Raw genomic sequence first — 19,835 nt, 5'->3', positions numbered from 1 at the left:
TCTATGGTGGAGAGGTCACCGCTCGTCGATGGTGTGCGAGCCCGAAGCAATGAGGTTCTATGCGACCTTCCGCGAAACGGCGCGTTCCAACGCCTGCGTCACCCATTTGTTGAGACTTACGCCCTCTCGTCGTGCGGCACTCGACACAGCTTTGTGGATACTAGGTTCGGTCCTGACAACGAATTGGCCGGAAAAAGGCTTTTCGGGTTCCTCGCCACGCTCTTTGCAGAACACCAGGTAATCCTCAATGGAATCCGCCATTGCCTGCTTCAGCTCGGCCGCCGAAGTTCCCTGAAAGGTAATGACATCGCGCATGTTGACGACCTCACCGTGGAAAATATCGGCGTCCTCATCGAACTCAACAACAGCTTCGTAGCCCTTGTAGTGCATTGTGGTCATGGTTGTATCTCCGCTTCGAGCAGGAAGCGCCGGACGGATTTTACCCCTCCCTTGTCGGTTTCCTTCTGGGGATGCGGGCGATGGAAAACCGCGCGCACGCCGTTCAGGACGACCCGCACCCGCGAGCCTTGCCCTTCCGTGATTTCTGCCCCACATGCGACGAATAGCGCCTCAATGTCCCGCCAAACAATCCCGGCAAGAACGGGGTCAGCAAACACGGCCGCGAGAGTTGCCCGATGCTTCCTGCTTAGTTCCGTTTAGTATCACTTTCCAGTATCACTTGCAAGATTCCTGACGTGGTCATCACCTCTGGTGCGGGAAAGCCCACGATTCTGCAAAATCGTGGCTCAGGCGGACGTCCCCAGCAATGGAAATCGCACTGAACGCTTGGAAACCCGGACAGGCTGGCGAATCTGCCGGAAAAGCCTGAAAATCTCGGTTTCGCACTTAACGGTCCCCGGCAGGGGTTAGTTTGTGGCGACAACCCTTCACAGGCCATGGCTTGCTTATGAGCGAATTCGAGATTCTAAAAGAGCTAATCAGCATGGCGGGCATCCCCGGCGCCATCGCGGCCGTCATCCTGTCCCTGACAGGATGCTACAAAGCCTGGCTGGCGGCGCGTCGTGTGCGCATCCGGCTCGGGAACTCCGAAATCGAGGCGTCCAGCGCTGCGGAGGTGCTATCCATCCTCCGAGAATGCGCACCTATCGCCGAGGTCCCCAGCGCCGATGGCTCAAAAATCGGAGGCATTGACGCTCTCCGTGCGAATGGCCTGGAGAACGCTAGAACGTGAAGAAAGAAAGGATCCCGTCCCACATCGATACACTCCACCTCCAGGCTGCGGTCAGGCCGTAGTCGATCAGCGCGATCGTCATGACGCCGCCGAACACCAACGCTCCGAATGTGGCAAAGCCATCGTTTGCCTTGTGATCCGTCTCCTGATTGACGATGAGGCGTCGATCGTCTCGCATGAATGCCTCTCTATCGCTCGCGCTCGTCGCGATCCTGTTCCCGCCGTTCGTCGGCCTCGCGTTGCAATTCCTCGATCCGGGGAATGTGCTGCTGCGCAGGATCCGTCCTGGTCGTGTCCCCGGCTCGGGCCACCGGTCGTTCCGTCTGTAACCGCCCCCGATCATCTACATCACGATCCTGCTCATAATCCGCCGAGCGGCCGACCGCCGCCTCATCGCCCCGATCGAGACCCTGCTTCTCGTCCGCCCGCTCCCCGGCATTCCCTGTCCCATCGACCTTAGACCAGTTGCGGCTCTCGCGAGAATGCTCCGCCCGCTCAATGGCAACGCGCAGTTCCTCATCGACTTCCGCGATCTCCCGGATCAGCGTATTGCCCGCGGCGCCGAGCTCGGCGGCTTTGGCGATTTCCCGCTGCAGGCCGGCCTCAAGCACCGCCTTCTCGGCATCAAGCTTCCGCGCATAGGCTTTTTCGATCTCCTCGCGGTAGCGCTCGACCTCCAGCATGACCTGGTTGGCCGCTTCCGCCATGCGCAGGCCGTGACGACCGACGACATCATCCCAGCGGGTGCGCGGATCGTCGTCCTGCTCGGGCGAACGTCGCTCGCCTTCCCGCTCGGAGGAAGCGCCGCGTTCCTGCAGCTCCATCAGTTCACGCCGGACATTGACGTGCTCGCGCGCGGCGGACACGATTTCCTCAAAGCTCTTCTTCTGGTCATCCGGCGTCACGCGCTCGGCTTGGAAGAGCGCCGTCTCGACGCGCTTTTCGTAGGTCTCGAATTCCTGACGTGTCATGTGGCGCATGCTCTCGCCCTCCGAAACAGCATTCACCAACTTTACCAAATTTGTTCTGAACTGCGAGTAAGAATTTCTGCCTGCCAGAACTTCAACCTCACCCTGATTGATCCGGGAAGCCGCTGATTCAAATCGCTTTAATTGCTCTATCGCAAACTTTCGTGCCCCCGGTACATCACCATTCGCAGCCAGTGCGGCCCATTCTTCCCGCGCGACCGTAGAATAAGCCTTGCCATCCTCTGTCCTCGCGAAACTCTGCCGATCCGCCCTCTTCGCCTCGTAGCGCTGTTGCGCGGCATCGCTCGTCCCCTCATGCTCGGTCCTGCCGGCGCGGCTCGTCGGGCGCACCTGGTTCCGGGTGTAAGCCGGGCTGCTCGCCCGCTCCCGCCGGTCGGTCATTTCCATGCGGATTCCGTGGTCCCTGGCTTTTTCCGCCATGGTCACCCGCCAGCGACGGAAGGTTGCGATCGTCGTCTCCACCCGGTCGCCGGCATCCGAGCGCATCGCGACGATCGCATGAACATGGACATGCGGCCGCCTGCCACCGGCTTCCTCCGCCTTCGGATCCGCGGACGGGTCGTGCATCGAAAATACATAGCGATGTCCGGCGAATTCCTGCGCCAGGAAATCCCGAGCCGCGGCATGAAAAGCCGCGACATCAGTCCCGGCCCGCGCCGAGATGACCACATGCATGACATCGCGGGGTTTGCGGCTATGAAGCCGGCCGCGCCATTCCTGCTGCACCAGGTCGCCCGCCTCCTTCGCACCGGCGATTGCCTGGCCCTTCTCATCCTGAACGCCACCGTCATACCGCTCGACCAGATCGCGAAGCCGGCTCGTGCCGTAATCCGTGCCATTACCATAACCGGTAAAGCGAAAGCTTGCCGCGCCTTCGGGTTCGTTCCGACCCGCATCGAGTCGCTCCTGCACGAACGTCGAAGCCTTCCTGTCGCCGGTCAGCCGCTCGCCGGCGCTGTCGCGCAGGACGACGACACCTTCGATCCGATAGCCATCTTCCTCGCCACGAGCTGTGACCGCAAAGGCGAAGCTCCGGTCACCAAACCCGCGCTGCAAGAGAGCGCGTGCTTGCTGGTGCAGGTCGCCCGCAGTGTCGAATATATCCTTCACATCGAGAACGAAGGTGCCTATATCGCGGCTCTCCGCGCGGTTCTTCATCAGATGGTGCCACTCGCCGCGAATGGAGGAGAGCTCGTCGCGACCGCTGAACACCTCCCCGCGCTCGTTCTCGACGGCAACATCTCCGCTGCGCGAGACATAGCTGATCATCGCGCCGAGCCGTCCACCCCCGCCGAAGGAAGCGAGCTTGACCACGGCCGGCTGGCTACCGGAGGCAAGACCCGAAAACCGCGAGCGCATCGATGGCTCGCCGCCTTGCCTCCGCGCCTGTCCACGCCCGAAACCGCCGCCCATCTTAGCGAATGTCGGACGGCCCAGTGCCCGGCCGGACAGCGGCGATGCGGCCGCGACGGAACCACCGCGGCGCCGGCGTTCTTCCTCATCGATAGCATTTGCCTTGAGAAGCTGGCGTTCCTGCAGCAACACGGCCTTCCGCCTCTCCCACTCATGCTCGAAGGCGCCGGGCAGGAATTCCATCAGACCACTCCCCGACGCCGGCGGGCACCACGTCCCGCAAGACTTCTGAGTTCGAGTACGATGGCCGCGGCAAGACGCTGGACATCGACCAGCTCCGCAGCAAGCTTCGCTTCGACGAGCCGGCCGCTCCCGTTCACCGCCCGAGCGAGCTGGTTGAGGTTAACCCCGATCGCCCGCATGTCCGAAATTAGCATCTCGAAGACGGCCCGGTCGTCATCGGTCAGGAAGGGTCGGACCCCCGCCCCTTCGAGCGTCAGCGAACGCATGAAGGCGGAAACCGTCAGGCCTGCGGCGCCAGCGGCCTGCTCGATCGCGGTAAGTTCCGAGGCGCTGAAGCGGGCATGCACGACGCGCTCTTTACGCTCCTCGGCCTTCCCCAGGCGCACCGCTCCGCCACCATCCGCTGCCACTTCACCCTCCCCTTGAAGGAGCACCGCAGGCGCCATCGACGGCTCGTCCGTCGATCGTCAGCAAATTTGTATCACAAATTTGCGTATCCTGCCAAACAAGAGTTTACTGTTTTTGATACGCCACGCAAGCCTTAAATCAAAACTTGCGATCGACTCATCAAGGTAGCCTCAGGCCAATTCCGCGTGCGAACGCACGGTGCCGAACCACGGTATCGAAACACCGTGGCACCATATCATCTAATTGCTTTATCTAAATAATCAATGCTTCCGTTGTTCCACACCACACGCATAATCGATGTGACCACTCGATGTGATGCCAGCATGTTTCCACCGTTCTACACGGAGTGATATCCTCCTCCGACGGGTTGACGGTGGGACGAAATAGAACAATATTTGTTCTAACTTTAAGAGGCTGAATAACTCCTGCGCGGAGATTCCGGGTGGGCTGGATGGAGGCAAGCATGGCGAGAATCTACGCAGCCGTCAGCAACAAGGGCGGCGCCGGCAAAACGACACTGGTGACGCTGCTCGCCGGCGAATATGCGCTGAGGGGCGAACGGGTTCTTCTCATCGACGCCGACGGCCGGCTCAATCTGTCGGGGTGGTGGCGGCTTTGCCATAGCAAGGACAATGTCCCGGAAAACATTAACGTGGCCGTTGCCGCCTCACGCCGAACGATCGAGGCGGAGATCGAGCGGCTGCGCAACGCCTTCGACCTCATCATCGTCGATGCGCCCGGCGTCGACAGCACCGTGCAGGACACCATCATCGGCTCGGCCGACCTGGTGCTGTCGCCCATCCAGCCCGGCATCAAGGAAATCGAGGCGGCCGGACAGGCGGCGGCCAGTGTCAGCGAGATCAACGATCGGCAGGGCTCCGGGATTCTGCATCTCAATCTGCGCACGCGGATCACGGTTCCCGGCCGCAATCTCGAAGCCTATCGTTATATCAGGCCATTCGTCGCCGGCCTGCAGGAAGCTGGCTATCGGACAGCGCTCCTCGATACGGAACTGTTCGAACGCAATGTCTATCGCGAAATCCAGAACGGCCTCGGGACGCTGCAGATGCAGGAACTGAGCGAGCCGGTGCGAAAGGCACGCCAGGAAGTTCTCAGCCTCGTCGAAGAGATCGAGACGAAACGGCAGATTGCCGCGAGAGGAGAAGCGGCATGAGCAAAGCCACCCTCGGCCTTGGCGACTTCACCATCGCGGGCAGGAGTTCCAGCCCGTCGAAAGCGGCCGACGCCTCGGCGGAGATTCCCAGTCGGCCCGCTTCCGCCGATCCCGAAACGTCGGCTGCCGGAGTGTCTTCGGACGACGGGGAAAACGGGAGCCGCATCCTGAACAAGCGCTCGCCGGCGGAACGGGAGAAGCGGGCAAAGGAGCGGGCAGTCGCTCAAGAGGAAGCACGTCACAGCATCAAGAACCTGAAACGGGCGAAGCAGCGGGAGGCCAAGTTCTTCGTCAATGTCGCGCTGGACTTCGCGACGAAGGCGCGCCTCAAGCGGGCTGCCGATGAAAACGACGTCAAGATGGCGGCGGTGATGAAGGCCGCCATAGACTTCTATCTGGAGGAGAACGGCTATTGATGGCGGACTCTTCGGCAACCGAGACGTCCTCAAACCGCAGACGGGCGCGGTGTTTCCTCATCGGCGGCGTGTCTTGCGACGAAGGGGCCGAAGATCTTCAGGAGCGTCTGGCGCAGGCCTATCGCGACAAGCTGCGACCGCTTTGCCTTTGCAGGGAGCCGGGCCTGGCGATGTACGTCGCGAAAATTGGCGACCAGTTCGTCCTCAAGAGGATGCCCCTTTCCGGGGCAGAGCATGATCCATCATGCCCGTCCTATGAACCGCCTTATGACCTTTCCGGGCTCGGCGCCTTGATCGGAAGCGCGATCAAGCTCGATCGGGGGGGAACTGCTGCGCTGAAGCTGGATTTCGCGCTGTCGAAGCGCGGACCCCGGGGGAAACCTGCGTCGGAGGGCACCGTGCCAGACAGCGTGGAGAACGACAGCAAGCGCCTGTCGCTTCGAGCCCTCCTGCATCTTCTCTGGCATGAGAGCGGCCTGACCGAATGGACGGCGCACTGGGCCGGAAAACGGCATTGGTGGCAGGTCTATCACCATCTCGTCGAAGCCGCCCGCACCATGTCGGTGCGCGGCGAGGCGCTTTCAAAGCGCCTGTTCGTGCCGGAACCTTTCCGCACCGAGGATAAGCCGGCGATCGAGCAGCGCCGGGCACAGGCATTGAACGGCTTGTCGGTATCGGATGGTGGCCCGAGGAAGCTGATGCTCTTGGTTGGCGAGGTGAAGGAATTTGCGCCGGCCCGCAGCGGCCAGCAGGTCGTCGTCAAGCACATGCCCGGGTTTCGGTTGCACCTTGAGGAACCGACCTGGCGACGCGTCCAGCGCCGGTTCGAGGACGAGCTAACGCTCTGGCGAAGCGATGACCGGTTCCATTTGATGACGATCGCCACAATCGAATCGAGCGCAGGAGGCCTCGTCACGATCGACGAGATCGCCCTGATGACCGTCACGGAACAATGGCTTCCAGTTGAGACCGCCTATGAAGAGCGGCTGCTCGGCAAACTGACGCGAATGCGTGGCAAGACGGTGAAAGGGTTGCGCTTCAACCTGCCCGGCGACCAGCCTATTGCCAACGCGATCATGCCGGAAGCGCGCCCTCGGCCGACGGCGCTTTATATCGTGCCGCCGAATGCCGACGCTCAATTCGAGGTTTCGCTTCGCGATATGATCGAGGCGCGCCCGGACATGGCGAATTGGATATGGCGGATCGCCGACGGCGACATGCCCGCTTTGCCCTGGGAATAGACTGAAGCGAAGATCGACCTTTGCTCCAAGCAATATCAGCCGGTCGATCCGGCCTATATTGCTTATCCAACACGCAACAAGCAGCGACGGGCACTTGCGCCCGTCGCCGAAAGTTTAATCCCGTGTCGCACCCTCTGCCTCCTCGTCCGGCTGTGATCCCCAGACGACACGATAGGCTGAGAAGCAGATCCCGGTTTCTTCGGCGATCTGATCCATGATGGTCCGAAGTCCGCTGAGCTCCTCGTTGCTCACATCGCGAAGATAAGGCCCATCCTCCGTCAGCGGACGCCAGCTGCCGGTCGTGTTGTCACGATATTCCTGCGTTTCCGGGTCGATCGGGACAAATTCCAGGAGCGGGTAAGGTGCGCCGGTCAGGTAGACATCCACGAGATGGTGTTCGCAGCTCCATCGCGCCCACTCTACCTCCTCGCGCTGGACTGCGTCCGACACGACGCGCAACTTCCGCTCCGCATGCAAGATGTCCTGCATCAATTCAATGAGATCGCCGATCCTTTCCAAGAATTCATGATGCACGTGGTCGGACACGGCATTGGTCGAACCGAAGCGATTGGCAAGCACGAGGAGTTTGAAGCCGCAGAGCTTGGCATAGAGTTCGAGAGCATTGAGATCAGACATGGGTGTTTCTCCAATGAAAGAACACAAGGGGCAAAACACCTTCGGTTGGCGGCTTTTCCTTGGGTTCGGTTATGTTTTGACCGGCGTTTTGACCGATCGGCTAAATCTCTTCCCTCCGCTGGACAGGTTGTTCCCGTCCTTCGGTCTTGAACCATGCTCCAATGCGTGACCCTGATGCGTCAGCTTCGGTCACAGAATGGCGTTCGGCTCCCGGTTTCCCATTCTCCTTTAAGAGCGCAGCCCAGTTTTACCGGGCTCGCTAGCCACTCATCAGGACAACCGGGATATTGTCGACGCGCCTTCCGTGGTGCTGGTGTCGCGCTGCTCATAGGCGCGCTGATCACGCAGGATCTGGAAGGCGATCGTCAAAAGCTTGCGCGCGATGGCCACACGCGCCTTGTTCACTCCTCTGAACTTCAGATGCTCGTATTGGGCCTGCAGCTGCGCATCGCTGGCGATGGCGGGGGCGACCGCCTCGACGAAGGCCCAGCGCAGCCACTTGTTGCCCTGCTTGATGATTTTGCCGTGAAAGGTCTTGCCGCCGCTCGAATAGGTCGACGGCACAAGCCCGGCATAGGCGGCAAGCTTCTTCGGGTTGCGAAACCGCGATATGTCATCGATCTCCGCATCGATCAGCCGGGCGAAGAACTCGCCGATGCCGGGGATCGTCTTCAACAGCTTCACATTGGCATTGGCTTTGGTCATCGCCCGGATAGTTGCTTCCGACTGTTTGATCCTGACATCGATGTCGCCGATGAAGGCAAGACCTCGGTCGATCTGAATGCGGTCGATCTCCGAGACCTTGACCTGCGCAAGTTGAATGCGGCCGGCCTTGCCGAACAGATCACCAAGCTTCTTCAACTGCGCCGTCTGCTCGGGATAGCGATCAAACACCGTGACGATGCGGTTCTTCACCATCGTGCGCAGCCGCACATAAAACATCCGCTCGCGTAGCGCGACACGCAGCTGTCGTGCCTTTTCGCTGGGCGCCCAGGCCTCCGGCACCAGGTCGGCCCTGAGCAGATGCGCCAGCACCGTCGCATCGATCTTGTCGGTCTTGATCTTGGCATCGGCAATCGCCTTGACCTTCCACGGGTGGGCGAGAACGACATCATCACAAATGTCGTCGAGCCAGTCGTACATCACCATCCAGTTGCGGGTCGCCTCGACAACCGCGTGGCTGTTGTCGCGGTAGCGTTCCAGAAACCCGCCGAGCGACTGGCGGTCGTTCTTCACCCGACCGGAGCGCAACGTCTTGCCACCGCTGTCCTGGACGACCAGATGGCTGTAGGATTTGTGGTAGTCCACGCCGATATGGTAATCGTAAGAGGCAGTCATGCTTCCAACTCCCTTGTTGAGATCTGCAAAACCCCAATAAGGTAAGCCCAAAGGCCGGAAGTGTGACTGTCCCTCGATCTTCACCTGCATGTCAGTGATCCGTTCTCTCAACGGCCGCGGCCTCTTTCATGCCATCTCCTTTCGTATCTGACGAAAGGAGGGCCGCACCGTAGACGCGAGGGGTCAGGGACCGCGGCACGCGGCCGCTCCGCGGCGAGCGGGGGAGCCGATTTTCTGGCGCCGTCCCTTGGGCGCCGGCTGAAAATTGGGGGAACCGCTCGTCCTTGACGCCGGAGTGGCGGGTGCACAATCCGACAGTCAGAGAAGAAGCAAACCACGGCGCCGCCAGGCGCCGTGTCCGCTTCCGGCGGCCAGCCGGCCTTGCCGGCATCACCTCACGTAAAAGCGGCCAAAGATTCTCGCCCGGTACCAAGGACTGCGGGAGGATCGTCACCCAAGGCCGAAGCCCTTCAGGGATTCGGTGAGCGCACGCATAGAGCTGTCCGCCACAGGCGGCCCGCCCGATCTCCTTTGGTGAACAAAGTAATCGCAAACCGTGAAGCACAACGGCACGTCGATGGGGAAACGCTCATCGCCGAGAGATTAGCGCGACGGTACGCCATCCCTGCTGTGGCTGAAGCATCAACCGTGTGAATCGGTCGTAGCCGACCGATTCAGATAAGTCGTTGGACGATGCTTGCCGGAGCGGTGAAAATCCGCACATGACGACGACATCTGACAAGAAACCCCTCCATCTCCGCCGCATCAATCCATCGCAGAACATGCGGCGCTATTATTGCCTGTCGGTTCAGCCGACGCTGTTCGGCGGCGCCTCGCTGATCCGGCATTGGGGGCGGATCGGCACAAATGGCCAGGAGAAAATGGAAACGTTCGACGAGAGCCGAGCAGCCGAAGATGCGATGGCGCGTCTGGAGAAAACCAAGAGGCGACGCGGTTATCGCGGCACGGAGGCCAGCGACAGCCCTTGAGGCGTGATGCGAGCGACGATAGCGAAGACGAAAAGCCGCCTCAGAAAGGCGGCTCGGCGTCGACCGCACCCTCCTGTTCAGCGATGATCACGGCAAGCTCGGCGCATGCCATTTCCAGTTCGACTTCGATCTCACGACGCTCGACCGGACCGATTGCGTCGCACAGTTCCAGCCGAAGTTCTTCAATGTGTTGTTCGAGCAGCATCGTCGTTATCTCCTTGACGTTTGTGAAAGACGACGCGCCCGGTCATGACGGGATGGAGGGGTCAAGGATCGCTGAAGGCGACCGCCGGAGGCGGCGAGTGGGGGAGCCGATTTGTTGGAGCGGAGGGAACCGGAGCGGAGACAAAATTGGGGGCACCGCTCGTCCTTGAGACCTCCATGCCGTCATGGCAGGATCGGACGGACTGAGCAGACATTCCCTCTCCGTATGGCACCCAGACGCAGCAGCATGCTCAGCGCAGCTTTCGGCTCCGGATTTCATCGGAAAGGATGAGCCGCAAAGCCTGGTAGCTGTGGAAATCCAGGCGGGGAGACAGTTTTTGCCGGACACGTCGATGACAACGGAATTCACCGGTGGCAGGGAATCCAGATCACTCACCATGCGGGAGACTTCCAATGACCACTACCAACGAAATCGCCGACAAGATCGCCACCGAGCACAGCCTGACGAAGGCGCAGGGAAAGGCCATCGTCGAGGCCGTCATCGCCTCGATCACCGAAACCGCGGTCGCCGGCAACGAGACTAGCTTGCCCGGCTTCGGCAAGTTCAAGGTGAAGGAAACGCCGGCGCGCGAAGCGCGCAACCCGGCAACTGGGGCAACGATCAAGGTCGCCGCCGCGAAAAAACTGGCATTCACGCCGGCCAAAGCGCTCAAAGATGCGTTGAACAAGTAAGGCGACACTAGCAGCAAAAAAGAAAGCCCGGCTCTCACCGAGAGAGGCCGGGCTTCGTGTTCTGGTAATAACGGCATCAAAGAGACGCCGGCCCCGAGTTAGGAGCCGGCGGTCCGGTTCAGGCCGGGCTGTTCCAGAGGATGACCTTCTTGCCGGGCTCGCCGCCGGGTGCTGGGGCGACGTTGCCGAAGATCACGCCGATTTCGGGCGCTTCGAGCTTCGTGGAGATGTATTCTTCGCCGGTCTGGCGGGAGATGCGGTTCCAGCCCGCGCCGATCTCAAAGCCGGTCTTGCGATGGATGATGCGGTAGTCCGGGGCTTCTTCGCTCGCCTTGCTGGCGTTGGGGATGAGGGCGATCGGGGCGTTGACCCGGATGGTGGCGAAGACCCCTTCGAGAGTGCCGTCGGTTTTTTCGGTGAGGGTTGCGATCGTGGTAGCCATGGGATTGTCTCCTTCGTTGCATCGGGACCATTCCCGATGGCGCCCGAAGAAGGGGCCGCGCCGCAGGCGTCACCGCAGCGTAGCGAAGGGGAACCCCTTGCGGGTTGACGCTGATCGCGGCCGGTCCATTAGAAAGGCGACATAAAGAACGGGAATGGTCCTTGATCGCGACGTCAGCAGGAGACCTCGCCGTGGTTGCCCTTTGCGGACCGGCCGAGTGCCGCGCTCGTCACTTGCGTCGGTAGTGTTCGGGTCAGCGGACGCTGGCCGCCAAACATCGGACGCGATGCAAGGGATCAGCACCGTCCTGCTCCCATCGTCATTGGCAGAAATGGCTTCGGTCGGTGTGGCGCTCGAATTGCCGTACGCTGTGGCGCGACTACAGCTCGGTTGAAGTGAGGTCACAACACCGGTTTGATTGCCGGGCGTCGCTCCCGCCTCGGCGATGGTCAGAAAAATGAGACCAGCCGAAAACACCTGGCAGTCGGAGAGTTGCCTCGTGAGGGCGGCCTTCGACGATGCAGTCGCCGGAGATGTGCCGGATGACAACCGTTTCGATCGCCGCTCAATCGAGGCGGTTGACCCGGCCTGTTCGGCCGCGCGCCTCTGCAAACAGTCTGGCGATCTTCACCATGAAGGATTTGCTGAAGCGGCCAAGAATGTCCTGGTCCGGCTCGAGGTACCAGGAGCGTTCGACGATGTCGTAATTGTATTCGTCGGCCATGATCCAGCACTGCTTCAGATCGCTTAAGCCCGCGCGCTTGCGCTCGATCTCCGGGATCTCCAGAGCGGCCCGGCCCGTCTGCGGCGGCTGCGTGGTGACGCCGAGAAGGGCAAGGTGCGTGTTCCCGTCGGAGGCACTTCGGATGGCGATGACGACGCAGACCGGGCGCTGTTTTCGGCCTTCGGTCTCGCCGCGCTGCTGCTGCCAGGCCCAGAGATATGGATAGGAGATGACTTCGCCGGGCCGGAATTCATGGCTCATCGTCGTAGCCTTCGCCGCGCGCCAGCCGATCGATCGCCTCGTCGAACAGTTCCGCATGCTCGGCGGGCATATCGGAGACATGATAGGCGCGGCGGGGGTCGCCGCCCGTGCGCATGCGCTCGTAGTGCTCGTAACTCATCAGCACAAAGCGGGGTTTCTTGTGGCGGGTGAGCATGACCGGTTCGCGGCTTGCCGCGTCGGTAATATCGCCGATCTGCTTGTTCAAGTCGCCTGTCGTGAACTGCTTCATCGCAAAGATCTCCACTTCGATTCCCATATAATCCATTTTTCCCATGTTTTCCATCTTTTCCATGTATCCGGGAAGACGGCGCTCATGCGCCCTCTCCTGAAGCCTGCCAGACCGGGATGCCGAGGCGACGCGCCTTGTCGGCAAGATTACCGGTGATGCCGTTTCCGGGAAAAACGATCAATCCGACGGGCATGACCGACAGCATCTCGTCGTTGCGCCGGAAGGGGGCGGCCTTGGCATGCCTGGTCCAGTTGGGCTTGAAGATGATCTGCGTCACCTTGCGGGCTTCCGCCCAGCATGCAGCAATCCGTTCGGCGCCCTTCGGCGAGCCGCCGTGCAGCAGCACCATGTCAGGATGCTTCGCATGCGCCTGATCGAGCTTCGCCCAGATCCGCTCGTGATCGTTGTAGTCCATGCCGCCGGCGAACGCGATCTTCGTGCCGGCAGGGATCATCACCTCGGTCTCGGTGCGGCGGCGAGCGGAGAGGAAGTCACGGCTGTCGATCATCGCCGCCGTCATGTTGGCATGGTTGACTTTGGAGCCGGTGCGTGGCCGCCAGAATGAACCGGTCTGCGCCTCGAACAGGTCGGCCGCGTAGTCGCGCATGAACTCGAAGCTATTTCTGCGCTCCAGGAGCGTGATGCCCTCGGCGATGAGGCGTTCGAGTTCGACGCTCTTCACCTCCGAGCCGTCCTGTTCGCGCTGGCCGGTGCGCTGCGCTTCCTCGTTGCGATCGAGTTCGCGCTGGATGCGCTCGCCGGCGCGATGGAAGAGATTAGGAATCGACCAGAACAGGTCTTCGAGATCGGGTTCCAGCCGAGTGTCGCCGAGCATTTCCGCGAAGGCGTCGAAGATCGCGGTGATGCCAGATTGGACTTGCGGTTCCTCCGGCAATGGCCGCGGGTCGGGCTCGTCCTGGAAGGGACGATAGCCGAAGACCTGCATTTCGTAGATGAAGCGGTCGGTCGGGGAGGACGCGTGGTTGGGCTCCAAGCCGTCGTCGGGGGGAAGGATAAGGTCCATGATGGTCTCCGTTTCGTGGGCCGCGCCTCTCGCGGCCTGACGGCGAACCCGGTCACGCGGGCCGAGGCCGGAACCGCAAGCGAAGCGCAGCGGCCCAGCGAAGCGCCGGGCGGCTGAGGGAGGGTTTCTTGGTTCGCGAGGAATGACGGGCCATCGCATCGGCCCGAAAAGTGGGAACCGGTTTTCGGAGGAGCCGATGCGATGGCCCGGTAGGGGAAGAAACCCGCCCGACCCGCTGAAGGCCCGGAGGCCCGCGTGGTAAGGGTCGCCTCTCGGCAGGCCCGCGGGCGCGCGCCAATCCGGAATGAGACCAATGGACCGCCCTTCGCCAGTGCCGCAGCCAGCCCTCCCCCAGCCTTTGCGCCCAGCTTCAGGCGGGCAAGAAGGCCATCGCGTCTTCCGGAGTGAGTTGAGCCTTGAGGCTTGCGGTCAGCCGGTCCGGACCCAGCCAACGCAGATCCTCGTTGAAGTCGCCAAGCTCGGGCGACAGCACCAGCGGCAGGATTCCCTCCTCCTGTGCCCTGCGGCTCAATCCCTCGATCCCATGCCGGCCAGCCGCATCCGCGTCGGCGGCGATGTAGAGGCGCTGGCATCCGGACGGGAATCGGAAGGCCGCAAGGTGATTGGCCGTCAGAGCGGCCACTATCGGCATGCCGGGCATCACGTGTGAGAGGGACAGCATGGTTTCGAGACCCTCGCCTGCTGCGATCACCGGGATAGGTGCATCCACCGGAAAGCGGAAGCGAACGCCATTGCCGAGCAGTCCGCCGAGCGCACGGCGGGGATCGTCCAGCTTGGCCTTGCCGACTCCGTTCGGGTCGAGCCCCGAGGACAAATACGTGCGGTGGACGCCGGTGATCGCTCCGGCGTCGTTGGTGACAGCGGCAATAAGCGCCGGATAGCTGCTCGTCCGGCCGGTGACGCGATCGCGATAGTAGCACGACGGGTGGAAACGGATCGCCCCATGGGCGGACGCCCGCAGAATGCCGCGTTCGCGCAGATAGATGTCGGCGAGCGTACCCGCCAACGGCTGCGTTATTCGAAACAGCCGTCGTGCCCGCTCTGTCGCCGGCCGCTCGACCGGAGAGGCGTCACTTACGTCGCCCCTGAGGTCCGACACCGGTTCGGGTTGGGGCAGGCTCAGGAAATGACGCGCCTCGTCGGCAACGTCCCGGAAGTCCACGAGGCCACAGGTCTCGCGGACGAGATCGAGCAGGTCCCCAAACTGACCGGTCGCCGCGTCGGTCCATCGGCCGGCGCGCGGGCCGGTCAGATGCACGTAAAGAGACTGGCCCTTGTTGTTGTCGACATCGCCGACCAACCAGTAATTGCCGGCCCGACGGCCGGCGGGAAGATAGTGGCGGCAGACCGCCTCCGCGTCCTGCGCGAGACGGTCCGCCAGATCAGAGGCGGAAAGCATGGCAGACCTCCCTCATGACCTGCGCGCGACATCGACGAGGCGATGACGCTCAATGAGCTTCGACAGGATCGCCGCACCCTCATCTGTGACAGGCATGAAAAAGCGCAGCTTCCAATTGATCATCTCGGAGAACAATCCCATCGAGCGCAACCAGTCGCGCATGCCATCCGTGAAGCCGGTCAGTTCGACGCGGTATTCGTTCATGACGCGCACGCGGCGCAGCGTCATGTCGCCGACGAGGCCGACGATAGAGGATCCGTCGACCAACGATGCCCAAGCCTGGTCGGCGCTCAGCACTTGCCTCTGATCGATCCCGAAGTTGCGGCAAAGACCGGCGAGCCGATCCGGCGCGATGACCCGGCCGACGATCCGCTCGCCGTCATCGGTCTGCAGCCGCCGCACCCGGCAGAAATCCTGCGGCAGCAATTTCCAGATCGGCAGCAACAACCCGCTGACGATGTGCATCGTCGATGTCGAAAATTCCGGCACCGCCGTGACCTCGGTATTCCACGCGAGGCCGAATGCTTGTTCGTCAGTCTCCTCCCAGTTGGTCTCTTCGAGCTGCCGGACTTCGAAGCGCAGCTCGTCCATCGGCCGGATCAGCGACACGCGCGGCTGAATAGAGCCGTCGTCCAGCATGATCGAGCGCGTCGGGACCATCACCGCCGGCCGGCCCGACTTGCCGTTGATCATCAGCCTGGCGCGTGGATCCTGCCCGACGAGGCTTTGAACCTCCTCGAACCGCATCGGTGCATTGCGATCCCGGCGTTCGATCGTCAGCAAGTGCGACTGCGCGCCGGTGACGGGATGGGTGTAAATCAGCCGGCGCTCGGTGACCGTCATGCTGTCGGCGGTGATCGTCTCCAGGCCCTTGTCATAGATCCCGGCGGCGATCGCACCCTCGATGCGGGCGGCGAGCAGTTGCTCGAAGGCTTCGAACAGCACGTTCTGCATGGCGATCGTCAGTGCCAGCATGCGATTGAGGAAGGTCTGGATCGGCGGCAGCTCATCCTTCAATCCGCCCTCTTCCGACGTCAGCGACAGGCCGGTGATGTTTTCGAATCTGTCGAGCGAGCAGCCTTCGATCCTGCCGGCATGCAGCAGTCCGTAGAATTGCCGCAGCGCGTCGCGGGCATATTGCGATTCGAGATTGTCTTCGGACCGGAACATGCCCTGCCCGCCGGTCTGGCGTTGACCACGGGTGATGGCGCCGAGCGTGTCGAGACGCCGGGCGATGGTCGAGAGGAAGCGCCTTTCCGCCTTGACGTTGGTGGCGATCATCCGGAAGCGCGGCGGCTGCTTCTGGTTGGTGCGATGACTGCGCCCGAGGCCCTGGATCGCCACGTCGGCGCGCCATCCGGCTTCCAGAAGGTTATGCAAGCGCAGGCGCTGATTTTTGGCAGCGAGATCGGCATGATAGGATCGTCCTGTGCCGCCCGCGTCACTGAAGACGAGAATGCCTTTCTCGTCGTCCATGAAGGCGCGGGCTTCGTCGAGATTGGCGCTGCCCGGCCGGTTCTGTACCGCATAGCGCGCGATAGAGGTGCTATCCTCGCGGCGAACGACGCGACGCAAGCGGCCGGTGATCTCAGCCACCTTCCCGGTTCCGAAGTGCTGGACGATCTGGTCGAGCGCCGTCGGGATCGCCGGCAGGCTGCCCAAAGTTTCGATCAGCTCGTCACGTCGGCGTTCTGCCTCCCGGCAGATGACAGGGTTGCCGTTCGCGTCATGAACCGGTCGGGAACTGAGATTGCCGTCGGCGTCGGAAAATTCCTCGAAGAGCTGCGCCGGGAAGGAATGCATGAGGTAATCGATGACATATTCCCGCGGCGTCACGTCGACCTGCAGATCGCCCCATTCCTCGGTCGGGATCTGTGCTAGCCGGCGCTCGGTCAGCGCTGCCCCCGTCGAGACGAGCTGGACGATGGCGGCATGACCGTCCTCCAGGTCTGCTGCAGTCGCTTTGAGAAGAGCCGGCGTCTTCATCGAGGTCAGGAGATGATTGAAGAAGCGCTGCTTGGAGCTTTCGAAGGCCGAGCGGGCGGCGGCCTTGGCATTTTTGTTCAACGTTCCGGTCTTGCCGGTTATACCGGAAGCCTCCATCGCTGCGTCGAGATGGTTGTGGATGACCTGGAACGCCTCGGCATAGGAGTCGTAGATCCGGACCTGTTCCTCGGTGAGCTCGTGTTCGAGAATTTCGTATTCGACACCTTCGAAGGAGAGCAAACGCGACGCGTAGAGACCCATTGCCTTCAAGTCGCGGGCCAGCACTTCCATCGCGGCAACACCGCCGTCCTTGATCGCGGCAATGAACTCGGAGCGTGTGGGAAAGGGAAAGTCGCTGCTGCCCCAGAGACCGAGGCGCTCGGCATAGGCAAGGGATTCGACTTCCGATGCGCCGGTCGCCGAGACGTAGACGACACGAGCATCCGGCAGAGCGCGCTGCAGGCGAAGACCGGCCCTGCCCTGCTGTGACGCCGCTTTGTCGCCGCGCTCGGTTTTGCCACCGGCGGCATTGGCCATGGCATGGCCTTCATCGAAGACGATGACACCATCGAAGCTCTTTGGATCCCTGGTCGCGGCCTCGCCGCTTCCCGCCTCTTGACCTAACCAATCGACAATCTGCTGGACCCGTGACCGCTTGCCCTCGCGCTCATCGCTGCGCAGCGTTGCAAAGGTCGTGAAGAGAATACCTTCTTCCAGCTTGATCGGCTTTCCCTGTCGAAAACGGGACAGAGGTGTGACCAGGAGCTTCTCTTGACCCAGCGCGCTCCAGTCGCGCTGGGCGTCCTCGATCAGCTTGTCGGATTTTGATATCCAGACATGCCGACGGCGACCCTTCAGCCAGTTGTCGAGAATGATCCCGGCGGCCTGGCGACCCTTGCCGGCGCCTGTTCCGTCGCCTAGGAACCAGCCACGACGGAAGCGAACGGCATGTTCTGCATCGGATGCGACCGCCTTGAGATTGTCGAAAGAGGCATCGATGCTCCAGTGGCCGGCAAGATAGCCGGAATGAGCTTCGCCGGCATAGATGACGCTTTCGAGCTGGGCGTCAGAAAGATCGCCGCTGGTGACGATGCGCTTCGGCAGATGTGGACGATAGCATGGCTTTGGCGGAGCCACAGATGCCATCGCAACAGATTCGACCAGCCTGTCGGGATGCGGCTTCGCGTCGGGGATGTGGATCGACTGCAGCCGGTAGGGCTCGTAGATGCCGTCAGCAGCGTTGGCCTCATCCTTCGGCTGAGCGTCCCTCAACTCGTAGGAGAGTTCAATGATCTCATCATCAACAGGTATCGAACGGACGATTGCTGCGGGCTGTGTCTGTCCGCCGACTGCGGGGCGATGCGACGGTGTGGCAACCGCTGCCGGACGCATCGTGACCGCGCGCAGGATACCGTTGGAGTCCGGCGCCGTCGCGTGCGAGCGTGGTGGAAGACCAGTGATCCACGTGAGCAGCGTTTCCAGATCGTGCGCTGTGCCAGTCGAGGTCACCAGTTTCGAAGGATCACCTGGCGGGATCTTGTCGATCACGATCAGACGCGTTTCCATCGTCGTTCCATGTCTGGCGTAGATGCTGCGGTCGATCGCCGCGGTGAACAGCACCGTGCCCTGCCCCTGCAGCCGAACGAAATCGTCGCGCCATCCCGGATTGTCGGGAGAAATGCTCGCGCCAGTGATCGCGACGAGCCGGCCGCCGGGGGCCAGACGAGCGAATGCGGAGGACAGATGCCGCCAAGCGGCGTCGGCGACGCGACCTTCGACATGAATGCCCGCAGAAAATGGTGGGTTCATGAGCACCACGCTCGGTCGAATGGAACGGTCGAGGTAATCGTCGATATGCGCGGCATCGTGTTGCGATATCGGAACGCCGGGGAAAAGCCGCTGCAGCAGCGAGTGCCGGACAGCCGCATATTCGTTAAGCGCCAGCCGGGCGCCTGCGAGTTGCGCAAAGATCGCCAGGAGGCCGGTTCCAGCCGACGGTTCGAGAACCGTGTCAGCAGCCGTGATGCAGGCAGCACGAGATGCGACGTAGGCAAGAGGGATCGGAGTCGAGAATTGCTGCAGGGCCTGGCTCTCCTCGGACCGTCGGCCATGGATAGGCACCAGGTTTGCCACTTTTGTCAGCATCGCGAGCGTCGATTGGGGAGACTGGGTTCGGGATACGACCGCGCGGAATTTGCGCAGAAACAAGACCTGGGCGATTTCGGTCGCTTCGTAGGCATCCTTCCAGAGCCAGAGGCCCTCGGCGTCGCTGCCGCCGAAGGCCTCGATCATGATCTGTCGCAGGTCAGTTGTAGTGACGACTTTACCTTGCTCCAGAAGCAACGTGATCTGGCCGGCAGCATCTATAAGTGCTTCAGCGCGGGTTTTGGTCTCAAGACGTGGAGAGGTGGGAACAGTTTGAGAATGCGAGATGATATTCATCGGTCGAGGCTCCGAAAGAAAGGGGGAATGGGTCTGCCCAAGTGCCCTCTTCCGAATTTCGGGAGGAGGAGAACTTGCGGCGTGAGGGTGTGGAAAGTGATCGCAGATTGAAGTCTGCCGGCGATCGTCGGCGCCTAGATCGTCGGGCCTACGATGAAGCCAGCGGGATCCTTTGGATCGGGCGGCAGATACGCGTCGTAAGGATTGCCGTCGGCGAGATGGCCGAATGGCGTGAAGACGTATTCGCCGTCACTGCGGCCGACGGCGCAGAGCACGTAACGCGGCTCGCGTGTAGCGGCATCGAGGCATTCCATGAGAACAAGATTGGCATCGGCTGCGGCGCGCAGCAGCGTGTCGAAGTTTGCGCGGGCATGATCGGGAATAGGCATTGGAGTTCTCCAGACAAAAGG

Annotated in this window: 21 protein-coding genes; 6 read left to right on the top strand and 15 right to left on the bottom strand. The window is 61.8% G+C overall.

What is annotated here, in order from left to right:
* Positions 1-57: 57 nt before the first annotated feature.
* Together QEO92_RS32095 and QEO92_RS32090 are read right to left on the bottom strand one after the other, a co-directional pair.
* The gene (locus QEO92_RS32095; protein WP_210058774.1) at positions 58-399 is read right to left on the bottom strand and encodes a type II toxin-antitoxin system HicB family antitoxin; all 342 of its coding nucleotides are present in this window, start codon (positions 397-399) and stop codon (positions 58-60) included.
* Entirely contained in the window at positions 396-617 is a 222-nt protein-coding gene (locus tag QEO92_RS32090) for a type II toxin-antitoxin system HicA family toxin (RefSeq protein WP_210058772.1), read from the bottom strand. Before QEO92_RS32090 ends, QEO92_RS32095 begins: the two co-directional genes overlap by 4 nt.
* A 290-nt stretch (positions 618-907) precedes the next feature.
* On the opposite strand from QEO92_RS32090, the gene QEO92_RS32085 reads away from it, so the two are divergent.
* Positions 908-1,192, top strand: coding sequence for a hypothetical protein (locus QEO92_RS32085; protein ID WP_210058769.1), 285 nt, complete (start codon positions 908-910; stop codon positions 1,190-1,192).
* Here the strand turns inward: QEO92_RS32085 and QEO92_RS32080 are convergent.
* Genes QEO92_RS32080 through QEO92_RS32070 form a run of 3 tightly spaced genes read right to left on the bottom strand, consistent with a single transcriptional unit; the run spans position 1,182 to position 4,187 of the window.
* Positions 1,182-1,370, bottom strand: a complete 189-nt coding sequence (locus tag QEO92_RS32080) for a hypothetical protein (protein WP_210058767.1) — start codon at positions 1,368-1,370, stop codon at positions 1,182-1,184. The two genes, QEO92_RS32085 and QEO92_RS32080, sit on opposite strands and share 11 nt — an antisense overlap.
* A gap of 10 nt (positions 1,371-1,380) precedes the next feature.
* Positions 1,381-3,777, bottom strand: coding sequence for a conjugal transfer protein TraA (locus tag QEO92_RS32075; RefSeq protein WP_210058765.1), 2,397 nt, complete (start codon positions 3,775-3,777; stop codon positions 1,381-1,383).
* A complete protein-coding gene (locus QEO92_RS32070; protein ID WP_280107563.1) occupies positions 3,777-4,187 on the bottom strand; it encodes a plasmid mobilization protein in 411 nt (136 codons plus the stop codon). The genes QEO92_RS32075 and QEO92_RS32070 overlap by 1 nt, the downstream gene beginning before the upstream one ends.
* Before the next feature lie 461 nt (positions 4,188-4,648).
* Between QEO92_RS32070 and QEO92_RS32065 the strand changes: the two genes are divergently transcribed.
* The 3 genes from QEO92_RS32065 to QEO92_RS32055 are packed head-to-tail and all read left to right on the top strand — an operon-like array spanning position 4,649 to position 7,016.
* Positions 4,649-5,359, top strand: a complete 711-nt coding sequence (locus QEO92_RS32065) for a ParA family protein (RefSeq protein WP_210058761.1) — start codon at positions 4,649-4,651, stop codon at positions 5,357-5,359.
* A complete protein-coding gene (locus QEO92_RS32060; RefSeq protein ID WP_227705917.1) occupies positions 5,356-5,775 on the top strand; it encodes a hypothetical protein in 420 nt (139 codons plus the stop codon). The genes QEO92_RS32065 and QEO92_RS32060 overlap by 4 nt, the downstream gene beginning before the upstream one ends.
* On the top strand, positions 5,775-7,016 hold the full coding sequence (locus QEO92_RS32055; protein WP_210058759.1) for a DUF1173 domain-containing protein: 1,242 nt from the start codon (positions 5,775-5,777) through the stop codon (positions 7,014-7,016). Before QEO92_RS32060 ends, QEO92_RS32055 begins: the two co-directional genes overlap by 1 nt.
* 114 nt (positions 7,017-7,130) lie before the next feature.
* On the opposite strand, the gene QEO92_RS32050 is transcribed toward QEO92_RS32055, so the two are convergent.
* A complete protein-coding gene (locus QEO92_RS32050) occupies positions 7,131-7,652 on the bottom strand; it encodes a hypothetical protein (RefSeq protein ID WP_210058757.1) in 522 nt (173 codons plus the stop codon).
* A gap of 270 nt (positions 7,653-7,922) precedes the next feature.
* Positions 7,923-8,990: an IS110 family RNA-guided transposase gene (locus QEO92_RS32045; RefSeq protein ID WP_210059136.1), complete on the bottom strand. Its 1,068-nt coding sequence runs from the start codon at positions 8,988-8,990 to the stop codon at positions 7,923-7,925.
* Between the two features lie 722 nt (positions 8,991-9,712).
* Here QEO92_RS32045 and QEO92_RS32040 point away from each other — a divergent pair.
* Positions 9,713-9,979, top strand: a complete 267-nt coding sequence (locus QEO92_RS32040; protein ID WP_210057354.1) for a WGR domain-containing protein — start codon at positions 9,713-9,715, stop codon at positions 9,977-9,979.
* Between the two features lie 40 nt (positions 9,980-10,019).
* On the opposite strand, the gene QEO92_RS32035 is transcribed toward QEO92_RS32040, so the two are convergent.
* A complete protein-coding gene (locus QEO92_RS32035) occupies positions 10,020-10,184 on the bottom strand; it encodes a hypothetical protein (protein ID WP_210057352.1) in 165 nt (54 codons plus the stop codon).
* A gap of 413 nt (positions 10,185-10,597) precedes the next feature.
* On the opposite strand from QEO92_RS32035, the gene QEO92_RS32030 reads away from it, so the two are divergent.
* A complete protein-coding gene (locus QEO92_RS32030; RefSeq protein ID WP_210057350.1) occupies positions 10,598-10,876 on the top strand; it encodes an HU family DNA-binding protein in 279 nt (92 codons plus the stop codon).
* A 118-nt stretch (positions 10,877-10,994) separates the two neighbouring features.
* Here QEO92_RS32030 and QEO92_RS32025 read toward each other — a convergent pair whose 3' ends face one another.
* The 7 genes from QEO92_RS32025 to QEO92_RS31995 form a co-directional block, all read right to left on the bottom strand.
* Entirely contained in the window at positions 10,995-11,318 is a 324-nt protein-coding gene (locus QEO92_RS32025; protein ID WP_037115718.1) for a DUF736 domain-containing protein, read from the bottom strand.
* A 565-nt stretch (positions 11,319-11,883) separates the two neighbouring features.
* Positions 11,884-12,303 (bottom strand): hypothetical protein, encoded by a 420-nt coding sequence (locus tag QEO92_RS32020; RefSeq protein ID WP_210057347.1) that lies wholly within the window; start codon positions 12,301-12,303, stop codon positions 11,884-11,886.
* Positions 12,293-12,553 (bottom strand): type II toxin-antitoxin system Phd/YefM family antitoxin, encoded by a 261-nt coding sequence (locus QEO92_RS32015; RefSeq protein ID WP_210057363.1) that lies wholly within the window; start codon positions 12,551-12,553, stop codon positions 12,293-12,295. The genes QEO92_RS32020 and QEO92_RS32015 overlap by 11 nt, the downstream gene beginning before the upstream one ends.
* An 82-nt stretch (positions 12,554-12,635) precedes the next feature.
* Positions 12,636-13,577, bottom strand: coding sequence for a DUF2493 domain-containing protein (locus QEO92_RS32010; RefSeq protein WP_210057346.1), 942 nt, complete (start codon positions 13,575-13,577; stop codon positions 12,636-12,638).
* Positions 13,578-13,947: 370 nt separating this feature from the next.
* Positions 13,948-14,997: a DUF7146 domain-containing protein gene (locus QEO92_RS32005; protein ID WP_210057344.1), complete on the bottom strand. Its 1,050-nt coding sequence runs from the start codon at positions 14,995-14,997 to the stop codon at positions 13,948-13,950.
* A gap of 12 nt (positions 14,998-15,009) precedes the next feature.
* Positions 15,010-19,425 (bottom strand): bifunctional class I SAM-dependent methyltransferase/DEAD/DEAH box helicase, encoded by a 4,416-nt coding sequence (locus QEO92_RS32000; RefSeq protein WP_210057342.1) that lies wholly within the window; start codon positions 19,423-19,425, stop codon positions 15,010-15,012.
* A gap of 134 nt (positions 19,426-19,559) precedes the next feature.
* Entirely contained in the window at positions 19,560-19,814 is a 255-nt protein-coding gene (locus QEO92_RS31995; RefSeq protein ID WP_210057340.1) for a DUF6117 family protein, read from the bottom strand.
* Positions 19,815-19,835 lie beyond the last annotated feature (21 nt).

It is taken from the genome of Neorhizobium petrolearium, assembly GCF_029854435.1.
GTDB classification, from domain to species: domain Bacteria; phylum Pseudomonadota; class Alphaproteobacteria; order Rhizobiales; family Rhizobiaceae; genus Neorhizobium; species Neorhizobium petrolearium.
The sequence above is the reverse complement of the archived record's forward strand: the minus strand, read 5'-3'. Positions and strand labels throughout refer to the sequence as shown.